The 15,344-nt window shown below is 50.4% G+C and carries 17 protein-coding genes; 12 read left to right on the top strand and 5 right to left on the bottom strand.

Going from position 1 to position 15,344, the window contains the following annotated elements:
* The first annotated feature begins 2 nt into the window (after window positions 1–2).
* The 4 genes from BFP76_RS07445 to ureG are packed head-to-tail and all read left to right on the top strand — an operon-like array spanning window position 3 to window position 2,163.
* Window positions 3–473, top strand: a complete 471-nt coding sequence (locus BFP76_RS07445; RefSeq protein WP_099592526.1) for a DMP19 family protein — start codon at window positions 3–5, stop codon at window positions 471–473.
* Between the two features lies 1 nt (window position 474).
* Window positions 475–921, top strand: coding sequence for an urease accessory protein UreE (locus BFP76_RS07440; protein WP_205661391.1), 447 nt, complete (start codon window positions 475–477; stop codon window positions 919–921).
* Entirely contained in the window at window positions 911–1,552 is a 642-nt protein-coding gene (locus BFP76_RS07435) for an urease accessory protein UreF (protein WP_099592524.1), read from the top strand. The genes BFP76_RS07440 and BFP76_RS07435 overlap by 11 nt, the downstream gene beginning before the upstream one ends.
* The gene (ureG, locus tag BFP76_RS07430) at window positions 1,549–2,163 is read left to right on the top strand and encodes an urease accessory protein UreG (protein ID WP_099592523.1); all 615 of its coding nucleotides are present in this window, start codon (window positions 1,549–1,551) and stop codon (window positions 2,161–2,163) included. Before BFP76_RS07435 ends, ureG begins: the two co-directional genes overlap by 4 nt.
* A 16-nt stretch (window positions 2,164–2,179) precedes the next feature.
* On the opposite strand, the gene BFP76_RS07425 is transcribed toward ureG, so the two are convergent.
* Window positions 2,180–3,037, bottom strand: coding sequence for a bile acid:sodium symporter family protein (locus BFP76_RS07425; protein WP_099592522.1), 858 nt, complete (start codon window positions 3,035–3,037; stop codon window positions 2,180–2,182).
* Between the two features lie 191 nt (window positions 3,038–3,228).
* Between BFP76_RS07425 and BFP76_RS07420 the strand changes: the two genes are divergently transcribed.
* Entirely contained in the window at window positions 3,229–3,969 is a 741-nt protein-coding gene (locus BFP76_RS07420; protein WP_099592521.1) for a hypothetical protein, read from the top strand.
* Window positions 3,970–4,000: 31 nt separating this feature from the next.
* Here BFP76_RS07420 and BFP76_RS07415 read toward each other — a convergent pair whose 3' ends face one another.
* On the bottom strand, window positions 4,001–6,139 hold the full coding sequence (locus BFP76_RS07415) for a malate synthase G (protein WP_099592520.1): 2,139 nt from the start codon (window positions 6,137–6,139) through the stop codon (window positions 4,001–4,003).
* 197 nt (window positions 6,140–6,336) lie between these two features.
* Here BFP76_RS07415 and pepN point away from each other — a divergent pair, with 197 nt between their 5' ends.
* Entirely contained in the window at window positions 6,337–8,898 is a 2,562-nt protein-coding gene (gene pepN / locus BFP76_RS07410; RefSeq protein WP_099592519.1) for an aminopeptidase N, read from the top strand.
* 4 nt (window positions 8,899–8,902) lie between these two features.
* On the opposite strand, the gene BFP76_RS07405 is transcribed toward pepN, so the two are convergent.
* A complete protein-coding gene (locus BFP76_RS07405; RefSeq protein ID WP_165775679.1) occupies window positions 8,903–9,556 on the bottom strand; it encodes a histidine phosphatase family protein in 654 nt (217 codons plus the stop codon).
* A gap of 114 nt (window positions 9,557–9,670) precedes the next feature.
* Here BFP76_RS07405 and BFP76_RS07400 point away from each other — a divergent pair, with 114 nt between their 5' ends.
* The 4 genes from BFP76_RS07400 to gatB all read left to right on the top strand — a co-directional run bounded on the left by BFP76_RS07400 (window position 9,671) and on the right by gatB (window position 12,750).
* Window positions 9,671–10,198, top strand: a complete 528-nt coding sequence (locus tag BFP76_RS07400) for a hypothetical protein (protein ID WP_099592517.1) — start codon at window positions 9,671–9,673, stop codon at window positions 10,196–10,198.
* A 53-nt stretch (window positions 10,199–10,251) separates the two neighbouring features.
* On the top strand, window positions 10,252–10,851 hold the full coding sequence (locus BFP76_RS07395) for a dimethylsulfonioproprionate lyase family protein (RefSeq protein ID WP_099592516.1): 600 nt from the start codon (window positions 10,252–10,254) through the stop codon (window positions 10,849–10,851).
* Between the two features lie 185 nt (window positions 10,852–11,036).
* Window positions 11,037–11,192, top strand: a complete 156-nt coding sequence (locus BFP76_RS14650) for a hypothetical protein (RefSeq protein WP_165775678.1) — start codon at window positions 11,037–11,039, stop codon at window positions 11,190–11,192.
* Between the two features lie 46 nt (window positions 11,193–11,238).
* A complete protein-coding gene (gatB, locus tag BFP76_RS07390) occupies window positions 11,239–12,750 on the top strand; it encodes an Asp-tRNA(Asn)/Glu-tRNA(Gln) amidotransferase subunit GatB (RefSeq protein WP_099592515.1) in 1,512 nt (503 codons plus the stop codon).
* 36 nt (window positions 12,751–12,786) lie between these two features.
* On the opposite strand, the gene BFP76_RS07385 is transcribed toward gatB, so the two are convergent.
* Window positions 12,787–13,683, bottom strand: coding sequence for a bestrophin family protein (locus BFP76_RS07385; protein WP_099592514.1), 897 nt, complete (start codon window positions 13,681–13,683; stop codon window positions 12,787–12,789).
* 225 nt (window positions 13,684–13,908) lie between these two features.
* On the opposite strand from BFP76_RS07385, the gene BFP76_RS07380 reads away from it, so the two are divergent.
* On the top strand, window positions 13,909–14,343 hold the full coding sequence (locus tag BFP76_RS07380; protein ID WP_099592513.1) for a DUF4177 domain-containing protein: 435 nt from the start codon (window positions 13,909–13,911) through the stop codon (window positions 14,341–14,343).
* On the opposite strand, the gene BFP76_RS07375 is transcribed toward BFP76_RS07380, so the two are convergent.
* On the bottom strand, window positions 14,340–14,603 hold the full coding sequence (locus BFP76_RS07375) for a BolA family protein (RefSeq protein ID WP_420818661.1): 264 nt from the start codon (window positions 14,601–14,603) through the stop codon (window positions 14,340–14,342). The two genes, BFP76_RS07380 and BFP76_RS07375, sit on opposite strands and share 4 nt — an antisense overlap.
* A 93-nt stretch (window positions 14,604–14,696) precedes the next feature.
* Here BFP76_RS07375 and BFP76_RS07370 point away from each other — a divergent pair, with 93 nt between their 5' ends.
* Entirely contained in the window at window positions 14,697–15,332 is a 636-nt protein-coding gene (locus BFP76_RS07370) for a DnaJ domain-containing protein (protein WP_099592512.1), read from the top strand.
* Window positions 15,333–15,344 lie beyond the last annotated feature (12 nt).

Genomic DNA, 15,344 nt, shown 5'->3' with positions numbered 1-15,344 from the left:
TAATGTTTCGAAGCCTGTTTCACGCACCACGCAAATATCCTGAATTCTATATGGAATATTACGACCAGTTTGATTTTTACAACGGGCGTAAAAAGTGGTTGAAAAGCATTCGCAAAATCCCTGTGAAGGCCGTGCATCTTTATACGATCCATTGGCTTCATATCGAACTCGTCAATGGTGGTTTTGATCAGTATTTTTTCAATTCCACCTCTACCACCGTACCAGAGGCAATTGAAGGTTTCACCGCCATTGGCATGCCCGAAGTGGCAGATGTGGTTGCAACCGCAATGGCACGCATGGGCGATCCTTATCCGTTTGATAAATTGGAACGCGAACCATTGTTGGATCAATTAAATCCAAAGGTCACATTCGATGATCTTGACAAAGAATTCGATGCTTTGGCGGATACCGATCAATTGTTTCGCCGATTGCCAAAATACGTACCCTTTGCCGATAGATATGCGGGATATTGATATGATACGCGCCACCTCCGTTACCCATTCCCATGATGCCCCCGTTGATACGGTCACGCTGAATTACGATGATCGGTTTCGTCGTCGTATTGCGCTGATCTGTGATAACGGGTTTGAATTTCTGCTTGATCTGCCCAAGGTGGTGGAGTTGCGCGATGGCAATGACCTGTTGTTAGAGGACGGGCGCCATGTGCGCGTGTGTGCAGCCAATGAACCGTTGATGAAGGCCACGGCCAGTGATCCTCATCATTTGATCCGCGTTGCGTGGCATGTGGGCAACCGCCACCTGCCCTGTGAAATTCACGAGGATCATTTGATCCTGCGCGTCGATCACACCATTCGCGATATGTTGGAACATCTGGGCGCAACGGTTGATGATATCACCGCACCGTTTAACCCAGAAGGCGGCGCATATGGGCATGGGCGCACACATAGCCATGAGCACTAATTCTGCGCATAAATTGTTGGCATGGCTTTCGCCCAGCTATCCCATTGGGGCTTATTCCTACAGCCACGGTTTGGAATATGCGATTGATGCAGGCGATGTGCATGATGCGCATAGCTTGCAAATCTGGCTGTCAGACGTGTTGCAATATGGCGCGGGGCGCAATGATGCGATCCTGCTGGCCCATGCTTATCGCGCGGATGGTGATGCGTTAACGGAACTGTGCGATTTGGCGATTGCCCTATCCCCCAGTGCCGAGCGTCATTTGGAAACCACGGCCCAAGGTGCGGCCTTTGCTAAGGTTACATCTGCAATCACTGGCCATGATATTTCCGCGATGCCCCTGCCCGTGGCATTGGGTGTGGCGGCGCGGCGCGAGGATGTGCCATTGAACGATCTAATCCCGCTTTATTTGCACAGCTTTGCCGCCAATATCATCGCCGCTGGTGTGCGGTTCATCCCGCTTGGCCAAACCGATGGGCAACGGGTGTTGCACGCATTGTTTGATCAAATTGATGACATCGCAAAACAGGCAGAAACCGCAAGCCTTGATGATTTGGGATCGGCCTGCTTTTGGTCCGATATCGCATCTATGAAACATGAAAATATGACCACAAGGATTTTTCGCACATGAATAATAATGGCCCATTGCGCGTTGGCATTGGTGGCCCCGTTGGCGCGGGCAAAACCACATTAACCGAAATGCTGTGCAAAACCTTGGCACCGCATTGTTCCATGGCGGCGATCACCAATGATATCTACACCACCGAGGATGCGGAATATCTGATGCGCAAACAGGTGTTGCCACTGGAACGTATTCGCGGTGTGGAAACGGGGGGCTGTCCCCATACCGCCATTCGCGAAGATGCATCCATGAACTTGGCCGCGATTGACGATTTGAACACGGCATTTCCCGATTTGGAATTGGTATTGATCGAAAGTGGAGGCGATAATCTGGCCGCCACGTTTAGCCCCGAATTGGCCGATATCACGATCTATGTCATTGATGTTGCCATGGGCGAAGAAATCCCGCGCAAGGGTGGCCCGGGCATCACCCGATCCGATATCTTGATAATCAATAAAACCAGCCTTGCCCCCCATGTGGATGTATCACTTGATGTGATGAACACGGATGCCGCCGCACAACGCGGGGACAAACCATTTTTCTTTGCCGATCTAAAATCGGGCACAGGTGTTGATGAAATTGTTGATGCGTTAAAACGCATCGGTGGGTTGGGGGCATAACACCCCCATCCCGATTTTATTTGTTGCGGATCCACAAAACGAACGGGAACGCCACCACATACATCAAAATACCATACACCGCTGATGGCAGCGCAAGTGCTGGAATGCCCGCGCTTACCCCAACGATCAGTGGGGCAAGTGTGATGCCAAGCGTGCCGTTTTGAATGCCCACCTCAATTGCGATTGTTTTGCGCTCGCCCCATGTTAATCCAGCCAATGCCGAAAAGGCCAAGCCAGAGAACATCATCACAATCAGGATCGTTAACAATACCGGGCCAAGCGTGGGCAGGTTTTCCTTGAACAACGTCCAATTGCTGGCCAATGCGGCAAGGATGATCACACCAAACAAAGCGGATGCGATTTTCACCAAAATCGGTTCTGCGCGAATGGCAAAATCAAGTGCATATTTGCGGATCAACATGCCGATAATCACAGGCAGTGTGGTGATCAAAAACAGCGCGATAGCCAGCGAAGATATTGAAACATCGGGAACATCTTCACCCATGAAATGCACCACCGCCCAGCCGATAAACATTGGCACTGTAATGATCGATAATAACGATACCACCGCCGTCAAAGAAACCGACAGCGCAACATCGCCACGCGCCAACCGTGTAACGATATTTGATGTGGACCCCCCTGGGCAAAATGACAATAACATCACCCCTGCTGCCAATTCACCCGTCAGGCCAAAAATCTTGATGGCAACAAAAGCACAAAGCGGCACCAACAACACTTGAAACACCGCACCAATTGCAAATGCCCATTTGCGTTGCGCAACACGTTTAAAATCACCAAGTGTCAGTCCAACACCAAGGCTGAGCATAATAATTGCCAACGAAAGCGGCAAAAATACTTTGACCAGAATATCCATGAATCCTCCCAAAAACACGATTTCAGGGATATTGGCATGCGGATTGCACGGTGGGAACAAGAATAATTTCTACGTTGCGTCATGGATCATCGATGGGCGCGTGGCCGAATTCTAACAAGACTGTTCAAGACATTGTTTGCGCGATAAAAGACAGTTTCGGGTTGGTAACAGCCGTAGTTTTGGAATTTGGCATGACCAACACATTTGACAACACACAAAATTCAATGGATCGCAAAGCCGAAGTTTGGCCCGTTTTCAAGGCATTGATCATCGTGGCGGTGTTGTGGGTGGTTTCAAGCCAACTGTATTATTATCTGGTCGATTGGCTGGGGTTGGACAGCGGCTATAACGATGCACCGATACTATTCGCGTTATTTTACGTCGGCTGGGCCATCGCCACGGTGGCATTGTTTTGGCGACTGTTATCAAGCGTGGTGAACAAAACAATTTTACACCGCGAGGCATTGTACCTTTTGCCAATTCTTGATGGGTTTGGGTTGTTCGTGGTGTATTTTTTACCTGTACTGCCATCCGTGTCGGTGATCCGCGCGCCCGAAAACCCGCCCGAATTCATGTTTGCAACGGCATGGTATTATTTACCAAAAACCGCGGATATTTTGTTTCAACAAGCCATTGTGATGGTGTTGATCTTCACTGCGGCGCGTGCAAAATTTTCGATCCGCACAATTGCGATTGCAATGGCAGTGGCCTTTGGCGGGTTTCATTTATTGCTGGCACTTGATGGCTTTACACCGCTTTATGTTGCACGATTTACAATCGGTGCCACGGCGTTTGGGGCGTTATTGCCGTATCTGTATTTACGATTGCGCAATGGATTTCGCTGGGCGTTTAGCTGTCATTGGGGGTTTTATGCGTTTGATGCGACACTCACACATTTGATCCTTGCCGCACCGCCTTGGGCGCAAACGTAAAACGCGCCAAATTCATGGCGCGTTTGAAATGTTATGCTTTGGATTTTAGCTCTAATCGGCGTGCATGCAAAATTGGCTCGGTGTATCCAGCGGGCTGAACCGTGCCCAAGAACACCAGATCACATGCCGCCTGAAATGCGATGCCCGTATAATCGGGCGCCATTGGCACATAGGTTGGATCGCCTGCGTTTTGTTCATCAACCACCACGGCCATGCGTTGCATGATGTCCATCACCTGACCTTGGCTCACCACCCCGTGGTGGAGCCAGTTGGCGATATGTTGCGATGAAATGCGGCATGTTGCGCGATCTTCCATCAGGCCGATATTGTTAATATCGGGCACTTTGGAACAGCCAACACCCGCATCGACCCAGCGCACAACATAGCCCAAAATCCCTTGGGCGTTGTTTTCCACCTCTGCGGTGATTTCATCGTCTGACCAGTTTTGCCCCTGTGCCACGGGAACCTGCAAAATCGTATCCACAGATGCGCGTGCACCTTGTTTTAACAACTCTTCCTGGCGCGCCATCACGTCAACCTTGTGATAATGGGTGGCGTGCAATGTGGCCGCTGTTGGGCTTGGCACCCATGCGCAGTTTGCACCTGATTGCGGGTGGCCGATTTTTTGATCCAGCATCGCATCCATCAAATCGGGCATGGCCCACATGCCCTTGCCGATCTGTGCGACACCATGCAAACCACAGGCCAGCCCCACATCAACATTTTGATCCTCATACGCACCAATCCAAGGTTCGTTTTTAATGTCGCCCTTGCGCAAAAACGGCCCCATTTCCATGGATGTATGAATTTCATCGCCCGTGCGATCCAAAAACCCTGTGTTGATAAACGCCACACGGTTTTTCGCCGCACGAATACATTCCTTCAGGTTCACAGTGGTGCGACGTTCTTCGTCCATGATGCCCAGCTTTACCGTGTATTGCGGCAAGCCCAGCGCAGATTCCACATGCGTGAAAATCTCATCCGCAAATGCCACTTCGATTGGGCCGTGCATTTTGGGTTTCACCACATACATCGATCCCATGACCGAGTTGCCAGACTCGCGTTTGAAATCGTGAATGGCGATCAGGGTTGTGACCATGGCATCCATCAAGCCTTCGCCGATTTCAAGACCATCCTTGTCCAAAATCGCAGGGTTGGTCATCAAATGCCCAACGTTGCGTACCAACATCAATGAACGCCCTTTGAGCGTGATGTTACCACCATCAGGGGCGGTATATTCACGATCAGGGTTCAACGTACGGGTGACGGTTTTGCCACCCTTTTCAAAACTGTCGGACAAATCGCCCTTCATCAGGCCAAGCCAATTGGAATAGGCCAAAACCTTGTCCTCCGCATCCACAGCGGCGACGGAATCTTCGCAATCCATGATCGCAGACATGGCGGATTCCAGCAAAATATCGGCAATCCCTGCCCCATCGGCGCCACCAATGGGATGGTCGCGATTGATTTGCAATTCCACATGCAGCCCGTTGTTTTTCAACAGGATCGCTGTTGGCGCATCCGCATCCCCGCGATAGCCTGCAAATTGTGATGGATCGGCAAGACCCGTATCATCGGTGAGCAATGCACCACCGCTCACGCGGTATCCCGAAATGTCGCCATGACCACCCGCAGCCAATGGGAATGCGTCATCAAGGAACGATTTTGCCCATGCGATCACCTCTGCCCCGCGCGCTGCATCGTATCCTTTGCCAGATGGCGTGCTGCCCATGGCGTTGGTGCCATAGAGCGCATCATATAATGAACCCCAACGCGCATTGCCCGCATTCAGCGCATATCGCGCATTCATAATCGGAACCACCAATTGTGCGCCCGGTACAGATGCAATCTCAGGATCAACATTCGCGGTTTCAATGGCGAAATCATCGCCCTGTGGCACCAGATAACCAATTTCGGTTAGGAAAGATTTATATGCGTCAAAATCATGGGGCTTGCCACGGTTTTGAACGTGCCATGCATCAATCTGTGCTTTCATCTCTGTGCGGTCATTCAACAGATCACGATTTTTGGGGCCCATCGTGTGCACCAGATCGGACAGACCTTTCCAGAATGTATCAGATGTAATGCCCGTTCCTGGGATGGCTTGGTTTTCGACGAAATCAACCATTTGATCGTCGATCTGTAATCCAAATTTTTCGCTGCGCGACATGTGAATTCTCCTCAAGATGGAACGCGGTTTGTTTACACCTCCTGCAAACAAACAACGTGAAATGTTTTGCTTATCTATGCAATACAGTGGGAACCGCGCAAGTTCAACCATTGTATACCATTGTATGCCGTTAATTCGCTTGAAGTCCCGACGTAATTTCCATCATCTTGTGCCAAATCATTTTTGCGGAGAACATCATGCGCCCGACCCAAGCCCCCACGATTCGCCTGTCCGATTACCAAGAACCCGCATTTTGGGTGGATACGGTTAAGCTGTCGTTTGATCTGGATCCAACGGCGACGCGTGTGACGTCAAAAATCACCTTTCGCGCAAATGAAACACGCGCCGATGGGCCACATGATTTGAAACTGGATGGGCGCAATTTGAAATTGATCACAGCATCCATCAATGGCAACGCCATTCCAGCGGATGCAATTTTGCAAGATGCCGAAGGATTAACAATCCCATCCGATCTGGTGCCCCAAGATGGGTTCGTTTGGGTGGCAGAGGTTGAAATCAACCCATCCGCCAATACCGCGCTAGAGGGTTTGTATATGTCAAACGGCATGTATTGCACCCAATGCGAGGCACAGGGTTTTCGTAAAATCACATTTTACCCCGACCGCCCCGATGTGATGGCGACATTTGATGTTGAAATCAAAGGCGACGCGCCGGTGTTGTTATCCAACGGCAATAAATTGGCGCATGGAATTTGGCATGACCCGTGGCCCAAACCTGCGTATTTATTTGCGCTGGTTGCAGGGGATTTGAAATCATACGACGATACATTCACCACTGCCTCTGGTCGCCATGTCGATTTGCAAATTTTCGTGCGTGATGGCGATCAGGATAAATGCGCCTATGCGATGGATGCGCTGAAACGATCCATGAAATGGGACGAAGAGGTTTACGGGCGCGAATATGATCTGGATTTATTCATGATCGTCGCTGTGGATGATTTCAACATGGGTGCGATGGAAAACAAAGGATTGAACATTTTCAATTCCAAATATGTTTTGGCCAGCCCCGAAACCGCAACAGATGTGGATTTTGAACGGATCGAGGGCATTATCGCTCATGAATATTTTCACAACTGGACGGGCAATCGCATCACCTGTCGCGATTGGTTTCAGCTCTGCCTCAAGGAAGGTTTGACCGTATTTCGCGATCAAACATTCACGGGCGACATGCGTAGCCACGGTGTGAAACGCATTGATGATGTGTTGCAATTGCGCGGGCGTCAATTCCGCGAGGACGCTGGCCCATTGGCCCACCCCGTGCGCCCCGAAGAATATATCGAGATCAACAATTTTTACACCGCCACCGTATATGAAAAAGGTGCCGAGGTGATTGGCATGTTAAAACTGCTGGTGGGCGATGAAAATTATCGCAAGGCGCTTGATCTGTATTTCGATCGCCATGATGGGCAAGCCTGTACCATCGAACATTGGATTGCCGTGTTCGAGGATGCAACGGGGCGTGATTTGGCGCAATTCAAACGCTGGTATTCACAAGCGGGCACACCCATTGTGAAGGTACGCGAAGAATTCGCCAATGGGCGTTACACGCTGCACCTGTCGCAATCCACGCCACCCACACCGGGACAGCCTGACAAATTGCCACTGGTGATCCCTGTGCGTGTTGGTTTGCTTGCAGGTGATGGATCAGAGGCAGCACCCAAACAATTGTTGGAATTAACTCAAAGCGAGCAAAGTTTTGATCTGGGCGCGTTTGATGAAAAACCAGTGCCGTCAATTTTGCGCGGGTTTTCCGCACCTGTGATTTTGAAACATGATGTGGATAACGCCACGCGTGCGTTCCTGCTCGCCCATGACAGCGACCCGTTCAACAAATGGGAAGCAGGCAGCGCATATGCCAGCGATATGTTGGTGGATATGGCATTGAACGATGGCGCGATTGATGCGGCGTATTTGGATGCGATCCATGCGGTGGCGCTTGACGATACGCTTGATCCCGCGTTTCGCGCATTTGCGGTTGGTCTGCCATCAGAAGAAGAAATCACCAGCGCCATCGTGGCATTGGGCGAAAAACCAGACCCCGATGCGATTTATGGCGCGCGTAATGCGCTATCTTTGGCAATGGCGCAAAAAATGGCGGATGATCTGCCAAATCTTTACACAGCAATGCAGGTTGACGGCCCCTATTCCCCTGATGCGGAAGCGGCGGGCAAACGCGCGTTGGCAAGCACTGCACTTGGGTTATTGACCAAATTGGATGGGGGCAAAACCGCCGCCAAACAATTTGACAATGCCGATAACATGACATTGCAAATTTCCGCACTGGCCGCATTGATCCGCGCAGGTGCGGGTGAAACGCAATCCGCGGCGTTTTATGACCAGTGGAAATCAGACAATATCGTTTTGGACAAATGGTTCGCGATCCAAGCATCCTGTGCCACGCCCGATGCGGGGCTGGACATTGTGCAACAATTGGCCACACATCCCGATTTCAATTGGAAAAACCCGAATAGGTTCAGAAGCCTGATCGGCCCATTCGCCATGAACCCCGCCGCGTTCCATCGCATTGATGGCAAGGGTTATCAATTCTTGGCCGATTGGTTGATTAAACTGGATGCCATTAATCCCCAAACCACCGCGCGTATGGCGGGGTTGTTTGAAACATGGAAACGGTATGACAAGAAACGCCAAACCTTGATCACGGGGCAATTGCGCCGCATTGCGGATACTAAAAATCTGTCGAAAGACACATCAGAAATCGTTGGGAAAATATTAGGCTAGCTGCCTAAATATGGGTTCTGGCATGGGCGCGATCGGCAAAATCTAAATGCGGGGTCGCGCCATATTGCACCAAATGCACCCCGTCAGGATCAAGCGTGAATTTATGCATGGATGTGTGGCGCACACGCAAAAACATCCGCGCATGTGTCATCGCATCAAGCCCAAGAGCCATCGCACCAAGCGTTGCAATCACCCCTGTAGAGCTGACCACACCCACGCGCCCTGACATGGCATTAATGTCCTGCATCGCCGCCATGATCCGTGCGCAAAAATCAGCATAGCTTTCAAGTTCATCGCACACCGCATCATCGCGCCAATGGTGTAAAACATGGGGCACATGTTCGGTAAAACTGGCGGGATCATTTGGCAATGCAATGCCGTGGATTTTATTCAAACTGCCCGCAAGGCCGAAATAATCCAATTCATTCAAACGCGGATCAATCGTGTGGGGCACATCGGCGAGCGCCATGCCCTGTGCGGTTTGGATTTGGCGTTTCATGCCACCTGAAACGATGTGATCAAAGCTGTTGCGCGATTTCACATATTCGCCGAGCCAGCCCGCCTGAACATGCCCCAGATCGGACAGGCGATCATATGATGCTTCGTCCTTGGCGGCCGAATTGGCCTGACCGTGGCGAATGATTGTGATTTCGTTCATATCCTGCCCCCGTGGTGTTCTTGTTGGGATAACGCCAATTGAAAAAATGTTCAACGTGGTTGCAAAACGCCGTGTTTCGCACCAATGTGTTTGCATTGTTTACAGGGGGTTATGATGCATATTATTTTGGGGTTACTGGCCATTGCAGGCGCGCTTTATTTTTACGTGATGCGTGCAAGAAATGCCGCACATATGGCAAGCGAATTGATGGATGTGGCCAATGATGTACGTCTTGCGGCGCGTCGATTTGGGTTTAAACGCAAAATGAATGTGCACCCTGTCGAGGGGCTAGATGATGGCAATGTTGCCATCGCCGCCATTGCCACCGCGTTTTTGGAATTGGACAATTTACCCACCGCCGATCAGCGCGATCATTTTTTGGTTCAGTTGCAATCAAAATTCGATCTGGATCACACCAGCGCCGAAGAACTGGCCGTTTTGGGGCGCTGGTTATCGGATCAATGTCAAAGCCCAAGCGGCGCCATCACCCGTATCACGCGCCGTTTGTATAAATTAGAGGGCACGCCAGCGTTTGAACCATTGTTAACCCTGATCAATGACACAATGAACGCAGCCAACAGCACATTAAGCGATCGTCAGCGCGATGCGCTGGATGACATCAAACGCGCCCTGAAACTTTAGCGGCGAGAATCAACGCAAACTGTGCTACACTCGATCTATCAAGGAGAAGAGTGATGACTGTTTACAAGGTTTTCTACGATCTCTTGGCGGATCTAGCGGAACTATTCGATAGCGAACAAAAATCAGGCGGGCATGACGCCGCATTGGCATTGCGCACGATCAGCGCCAAAAGCCACACGCCGCTGCCCCCGTCGCATCAAATCTTGTCTGAAACGATCCAAACCGCGCTGTCGATCAACCCCCATCCCATATGTGAAAAAATCAAAACAGTTTTACCCTATATTGATTGGCATTGGTCGGGATTATCCGATGGGCGCATCCCGCCCGAAATTGCCAATAACATGGCCACGGCCGAATTGATTGGCCCCGATGGCATGATATTTTGCGAAAAAGTCCGTGTGGGTTTATTTGTCCAATCCCCCAACCTGAATTACGTTGCACGCAATCACGCCGCCGAGGAATCCATGATTATTCTGGGCGGGCGCTGTTACTGGCAAAAACAAGGGGAAAAGGCACAATTGCACGAAACCGGTGCGATCATTCATCACCCATCAAATATTCCCCATGCCAGTGTCACCAAAGATGATCCGATTATCGCCGCGTGGCGTTGGACGGGTGATATTGGGTATGACAAATTCCACCTGACGGGATAGATGCGTATTTTCACCCATGCAGCACAAACGCCCCGATGGCGCGGTGGCCACCGAGGGTTGCGTGCATATTTTCGCACTTTGGTAATTTGACGGCGCCGCCAATGCGGGTTTGCCAGACGGTGTGTAAAACCGATCCATTGCGGGTGTGAACCGCGACTTTCCCCAGATTTGGGGCCACATGTGATTTGCTGGATATCTGTGATGGGGAATTGCCCAAAACAGACCTGAACCACGAATTTGACGTCGCAGAAGTTATCCCATTTATGCGTGAATATCGCGTTACACCTGCGCACGGTGATATCGCGTTCAATCCCCTTGCCCATCTTGCTGTGTTTGCGTAAAAACCACACGACACTTACAGCCGGAACATTCAGACGGATTTCGCACATGCTTGACCTTGCCTATACAGAACCCAAACCCAAAGTCATTTCCGGCGCCAAAGGCGACTGGGAATTGGTGATCGGGATGGAAGTCCACGCACAGGTCGCATCAAAGGCGAAATTGTTTTCAGGTGCATCAACCGAATTTGGCGCAGAGCCCAATTCAAACGTATCCTTCGTTGATGCCGCCATGCCCGGCATGTTGCCCGTAATCAATGAATTTTGCGTGGAACAGGCCGTGCGCACGGGGTTGGGCATTAAGGCTGCGATTAATCTATATTCTGCCTTTGATCGCAAAAACTATTTTTACCCAGACCTTCCCCAAGGTTATCAAATTTCACAGCTTTACCACCCGATTGTTGGCGAAGGTGAAATTCTGGTTGATATGGAACCTGGTGTTGCGCGCAATGTGCGTGTGGAACGCATCCATCTGGAACAAGACGCAGGTAAATCAGTGCATGACATGGACCCGAACATGTCGTTTGTGGATTTGAACCGCACGGGTGTGGCATTGATGGAAATCGTTTCCATGCCCGATATTCGTGGCCCCGAAGAAGCGGCGGCATATCTGACAAAGATGCGCCAGATCCTGCGTTATTTGGGGACATGTGATGGCAATATGCAAAACGGCAATATGCGTGCGGATGTGAACGTATCCGTCTGCCCCGCTGGCCAATATGAAAAATACCGCGAAACCGGTGATTTTTCACATCTGGGCACACGCTGTGAATTGAAAAACATGAATTCCATGCGTTTCATCCAAGCCGCGATTGATTACGAGGCACGCCGCCAAATCGCCATTCTGGAAGACGGCGGTACCATCGACCAAGAAACACGCCTGTATGATGCGGATAAAAACGAAACCCGTTCCATGCGCTCCAAGGAAGAAGCGCAGGATTATCGTTATTTCCCCTGCCCTGATTTGTTGCCATTGGTGATTGAACAATCATGGGTCGATGAAATCAAAGCATCCTTGCCCGAATTGCCCGACGCGAAAAAGGCACGGTTTGTGACCGAATTTGGCATGACCGAATATGACGCATCGGTGTTAACCGCCGATGTCCGCGATGCGGCCTATTTCGAAGAGGTCGCACAAGGGCGCGATGGCAAACAGGCGGCGAACTGGGTGATTAACGAATTGTTTGGCCGTTTGAACAAAGCCGAGCTGACCATCAAAGACAGCCCGATTTCCGCCGATCAATTGGGCGGTATCCTTGATCTGATCGCCAAAGATGAAATCAGCGGTAAAATCGGCAAGGACCTGTTTGAAATTGTCTGGAACGAAGGCGGCGACCCTGCGAAAATCGTAGAAGAGCGCGGCATGAAACAGGTGACGGATACGGGCGCGATTGAAACCGCCGTGGATCAAATCATCGCGGATAATCCCGCACAGGTCGAAAAAGCGAAACAAAACCCCAAATTGGCGGGTTGGTTCGTGGGCCAAGTGATGAAAGCCACGGGTGGCAAAGCCAACCCCAAAGCGGTGAATGAAATCGTCGCGAAAAAGCTACAAGATTAAGTTGAAATCGGGCGCAAGGGAAACTTTGCGCCCCATTCATGTCAGCACATGATCAACCACCGCCCAATCGGCAGGTGGATCAAGATCAAGCGTTTCACAAACCGATATTTCAATCGTGCGACACATCGCATCCAGCGCCAATCCGTTTTGCACATGGCGAAACGGCAATTCCAATTCATTTGTCACCGCTTGTAGCCCAAAGAAAACATAGGCGACAACAGCGGAAAAAAACGGTGCGAACCACCCCGTTGATTCAATCAGTGCAAATGGCAACAATCCGCAATACAGATATGTCGTGCGCCGCACCAACAATGAATAAACATACGGCAGCGGCGTTGTGACAATGCGTTCGCACCCCGCTTGTGATGCGCCCAAGGATAACAAAAGCTCTGCGATTTTAAGTTGGCCAAATCCGCTCAGGCTTTGATCATCTTTGATTTTTTGTGACAATTCATTCAATGCGGCATTGGCTGGGTTTTTGCGTGCGCTCAGAGATTTTGCCAAATCCGCACCAATCCAAGGGGTGACCGCGTCGCTTGCGTCCACGCCGCGCAAAAATCCTCGGTGCAGATGCGCGAATGCCACGGCAAGCGAAAGGATTTCGCGATGTTTGGTGCTGTCTGGCATGAATATGGTCAGGCTGCGGCCAAGATTGCGAATATCTGCAATCATATTGCCCCATAATTTGCGTGCCTCCCACCAACGGTCATAGGCGGCATTGTTGCGAAACCCCAAAAATAGCGAAAGCGCGACACCAAAAATCCCCATCGCGCCGATGGAAACATGCGGCAATTCCCACAACAATTGATCCACCAGTAAAACCGCGATGGATAACACCGCAACGCCGATAATCTTGCCATAGATTTTCGGGATCACAGAGCCTTTCAAAATGAAAAACAACTGAAATGACGAAGGGTAGTCGCGCATAATCATGGCTGTATATCCTTTGAGTTTTGCAAGCAGTGCCAGATGTATCATCAAAGATCAAACGCTTGCGCTGGGATCAATGTGCCACATGCGGGCGAAATGCGGCTGTTTTTGCATTTTCGCCACGTTTTTATGCCGAATTCGCGCCAAACCCTTTAAGATGGACGAATCTTACCCATATGGGTATCTAGCGTTCATTCACGTCAAAGATTGCAGACCAAGGGGAAATTGATGGGCTCGTTTATTTACAAAGTTATTCCAGCGCCCGCACATGGCAAACGCGCCAAAGGTGCCAAAGGCATCGCAGGGCGTTTTGCCAATGGTTTGGAAACCGCAATCAACGAATTGGCGGCTGAAGGTTGGGAATATATCCGCGCTGAATCTTTGCCATCTGTTGAACGCGTTGGCATCACACGGCGCAAGGTTGAAACATTTCAAAACGTATTGGTGTTTCGCAAAGCAAGCGATGCAGAGGTTTTGGAAACACCATCTGAAACACCAAGCACATTGGACAAACGCGGATCATTTTTCCGCCCCAAACCCAAGCCAGAGCCAAATCAACGCATTGAGCCAAAGGCCACAGCCGTTGAAGAAACCGTCGAAGACGTGGTTGAGGATGCGGTTGAAACCGTAAGCGAAACCGTGGAAAACATCGCCAAAGATTAAGGCGCGTCAGCCCCGCCCACATCCAATGCGAGCGCGTGCAGCCCATCTGCGAACTCTTGCTTAAGTTGTGCATAAATTGCACGCTGTTGGGCAACACGGCTTTGCCCGTCAAATGCGGCGGCGCGGATCTTTACGCTAAAATGTGTATTGCCACCTTCGCGGTATCCTGCATGGCCACGGTGATCTTCGCTATCGTCGCGCACTTCTAATACCTTTGGCACAAATGCTGCGTCTAATTTTGATCTGATTTGTTCAAGCATTGAAATTTTTCCTAAATAACGCGAATGACCCCTTGGAAAACCGCTGTTTTTGGTTAAAGTCTCTTGTCCGAGTCGCAAAGAGAATAAACACCCATGTCAGATAATTCCCCCTTTAATTTCGACATTTCCGTTTCCGCCGATAAAAAACGACGCAAAAAAGGCCGTCGTGGCATGTCTGGCGCATCTGAAACATCGACACGTGCCTGTCAACATCCCGATTGTGAAGAAGCGGGAAAATACCGCGCGCCATTGAACCCAGACAATCTGGAAGAATTCCGCTGGTATTGTTTAACGCATATCCGCCAGTTCAACCAAAAATGGAATTTCTTTGAAAGCCATTCACAAGAAGAAATGGAAAAACAATTCGCTGCAGACCGTGTTTGGGAACGTGGCACAAAACCATTTGGCCAAAAAACAGCCGAACAACGCGCTTGGGAGCGTTTGGGCATCGAAGACCCGCACGAAGTGTTGGGTGCAAATGCCACGCAAAATCCAGGGCGCGGCAACGCATTGGGTGGTTCACGCCGCCTGCCCGCCGCCGAGCGCAAAGCTATCGAAATATTGGAAGCCAAGGACAGTTGGACCAAGGCCGAAGTGCGCAAACAATATAAACAATTGATCAAAACCCTGCACCCCGATTTGAACGGTGGTGATCGTTCCCACGAGGACCAATTACAAGAGGTCGTCTGGGCATGGGATCAAATCAAAGACAGCCGTTCATTTAAATAACGCTGACCCCAT

This window comes from Paramylibacter kogurei, from assembly GCF_002742285.1.
Taxonomy (GTDB): Bacteria; Pseudomonadota; Alphaproteobacteria; order Rhodobacterales; family Rhodobacteraceae; genus Amylibacter; species Amylibacter kogurei.
This window is presented reverse-complemented; position numbering and strand designations above follow the sequence as displayed.

Bases quoted from the DNA above. Each gene is read 5' to 3' on its own strand.
- BFP76_RS07420 (WP_099592521.1), top strand. From the start codon at position 3,229: ATGACCAACACATTTGACAACACACAAAATTCAATGGATCGCAAAGCC.
- BFP76_RS07395 (WP_099592516.1), top strand. From the start codon at position 10,252: ATGACTGTTTACAAGGTTTTCTACGATCTCTTGGCGGATCTAGCGGAA.
- gatB (WP_099592515.1), top strand. From the start codon at position 11,239: ATGCTTGACCTTGCCTATACAGAACCCAAACCCAAAGTCATTTCCGGC.
- BFP76_RS07425 (WP_099592522.1), bottom strand. From the start codon at position 3,037: ATGGATATTCTGGTCAAAGTATTTTTGCCGCTTTCGTTGGCAATTATT.
- BFP76_RS07375 (WP_420818661.1), bottom strand. From the start codon at position 14,603: ATGCTTGAACAAATCAGATCAAAATTAGACGCAGCATTTGTGCCAAAG.
- BFP76_RS07380 (WP_099592513.1), top strand. From the start codon at position 13,909: ATGGGCTCGTTTATTTACAAAGTTATTCCAGCGCCCGCACATGGCAAA.
- BFP76_RS07405 (WP_165775679.1), bottom strand. From the start codon at position 9,556: ATGAACGAAATCACAATCATTCGCCACGGTCAGGCCAATTCGGCCGCC.
- ureG (WP_099592523.1), top strand. From the start codon at position 1,549: ATGAATAATAATGGCCCATTGCGCGTTGGCATTGGTGGCCCCGTTGGC.
- BFP76_RS07415 (WP_099592520.1), bottom strand. From the start codon at position 6,139: ATGTCGCGCAGCGAAAAATTTGGATTACAGATCGACGATCAAATGGTT.
- BFP76_RS07370 (WP_099592512.1), top strand. From the start codon at position 14,697: ATGTCAGATAATTCCCCCTTTAATTTCGACATTTCCGTTTCCGCCGAT.
- pepN (WP_099592519.1), top strand. From the start codon at position 6,337: ATGCGCCCGACCCAAGCCCCCACGATTCGCCTGTCCGATTACCAAGAA.
- BFP76_RS07400 (WP_099592517.1), top strand. From the start codon at position 9,671: ATGCATATTATTTTGGGGTTACTGGCCATTGCAGGCGCGCTTTATTTT.
- BFP76_RS07440 (WP_205661391.1), top strand. From the start codon at position 475: ATGATACGCGCCACCTCCGTTACCCATTCCCATGATGCCCCCGTTGAT.
- BFP76_RS07445 (WP_099592526.1), top strand. From the start codon at position 3: ATGTTTCGAAGCCTGTTTCACGCACCACGCAAATATCCTGAATTCTAT.
- BFP76_RS07385 (WP_099592514.1), bottom strand. From the start codon at position 13,683: ATGATTATGCGCGACTACCCTTCGTCATTTCAGTTGTTTTTCATTTTG.
- BFP76_RS07435 (WP_099592524.1), top strand. From the start codon at position 911: ATGAGCACTAATTCTGCGCATAAATTGTTGGCATGGCTTTCGCCCAGC.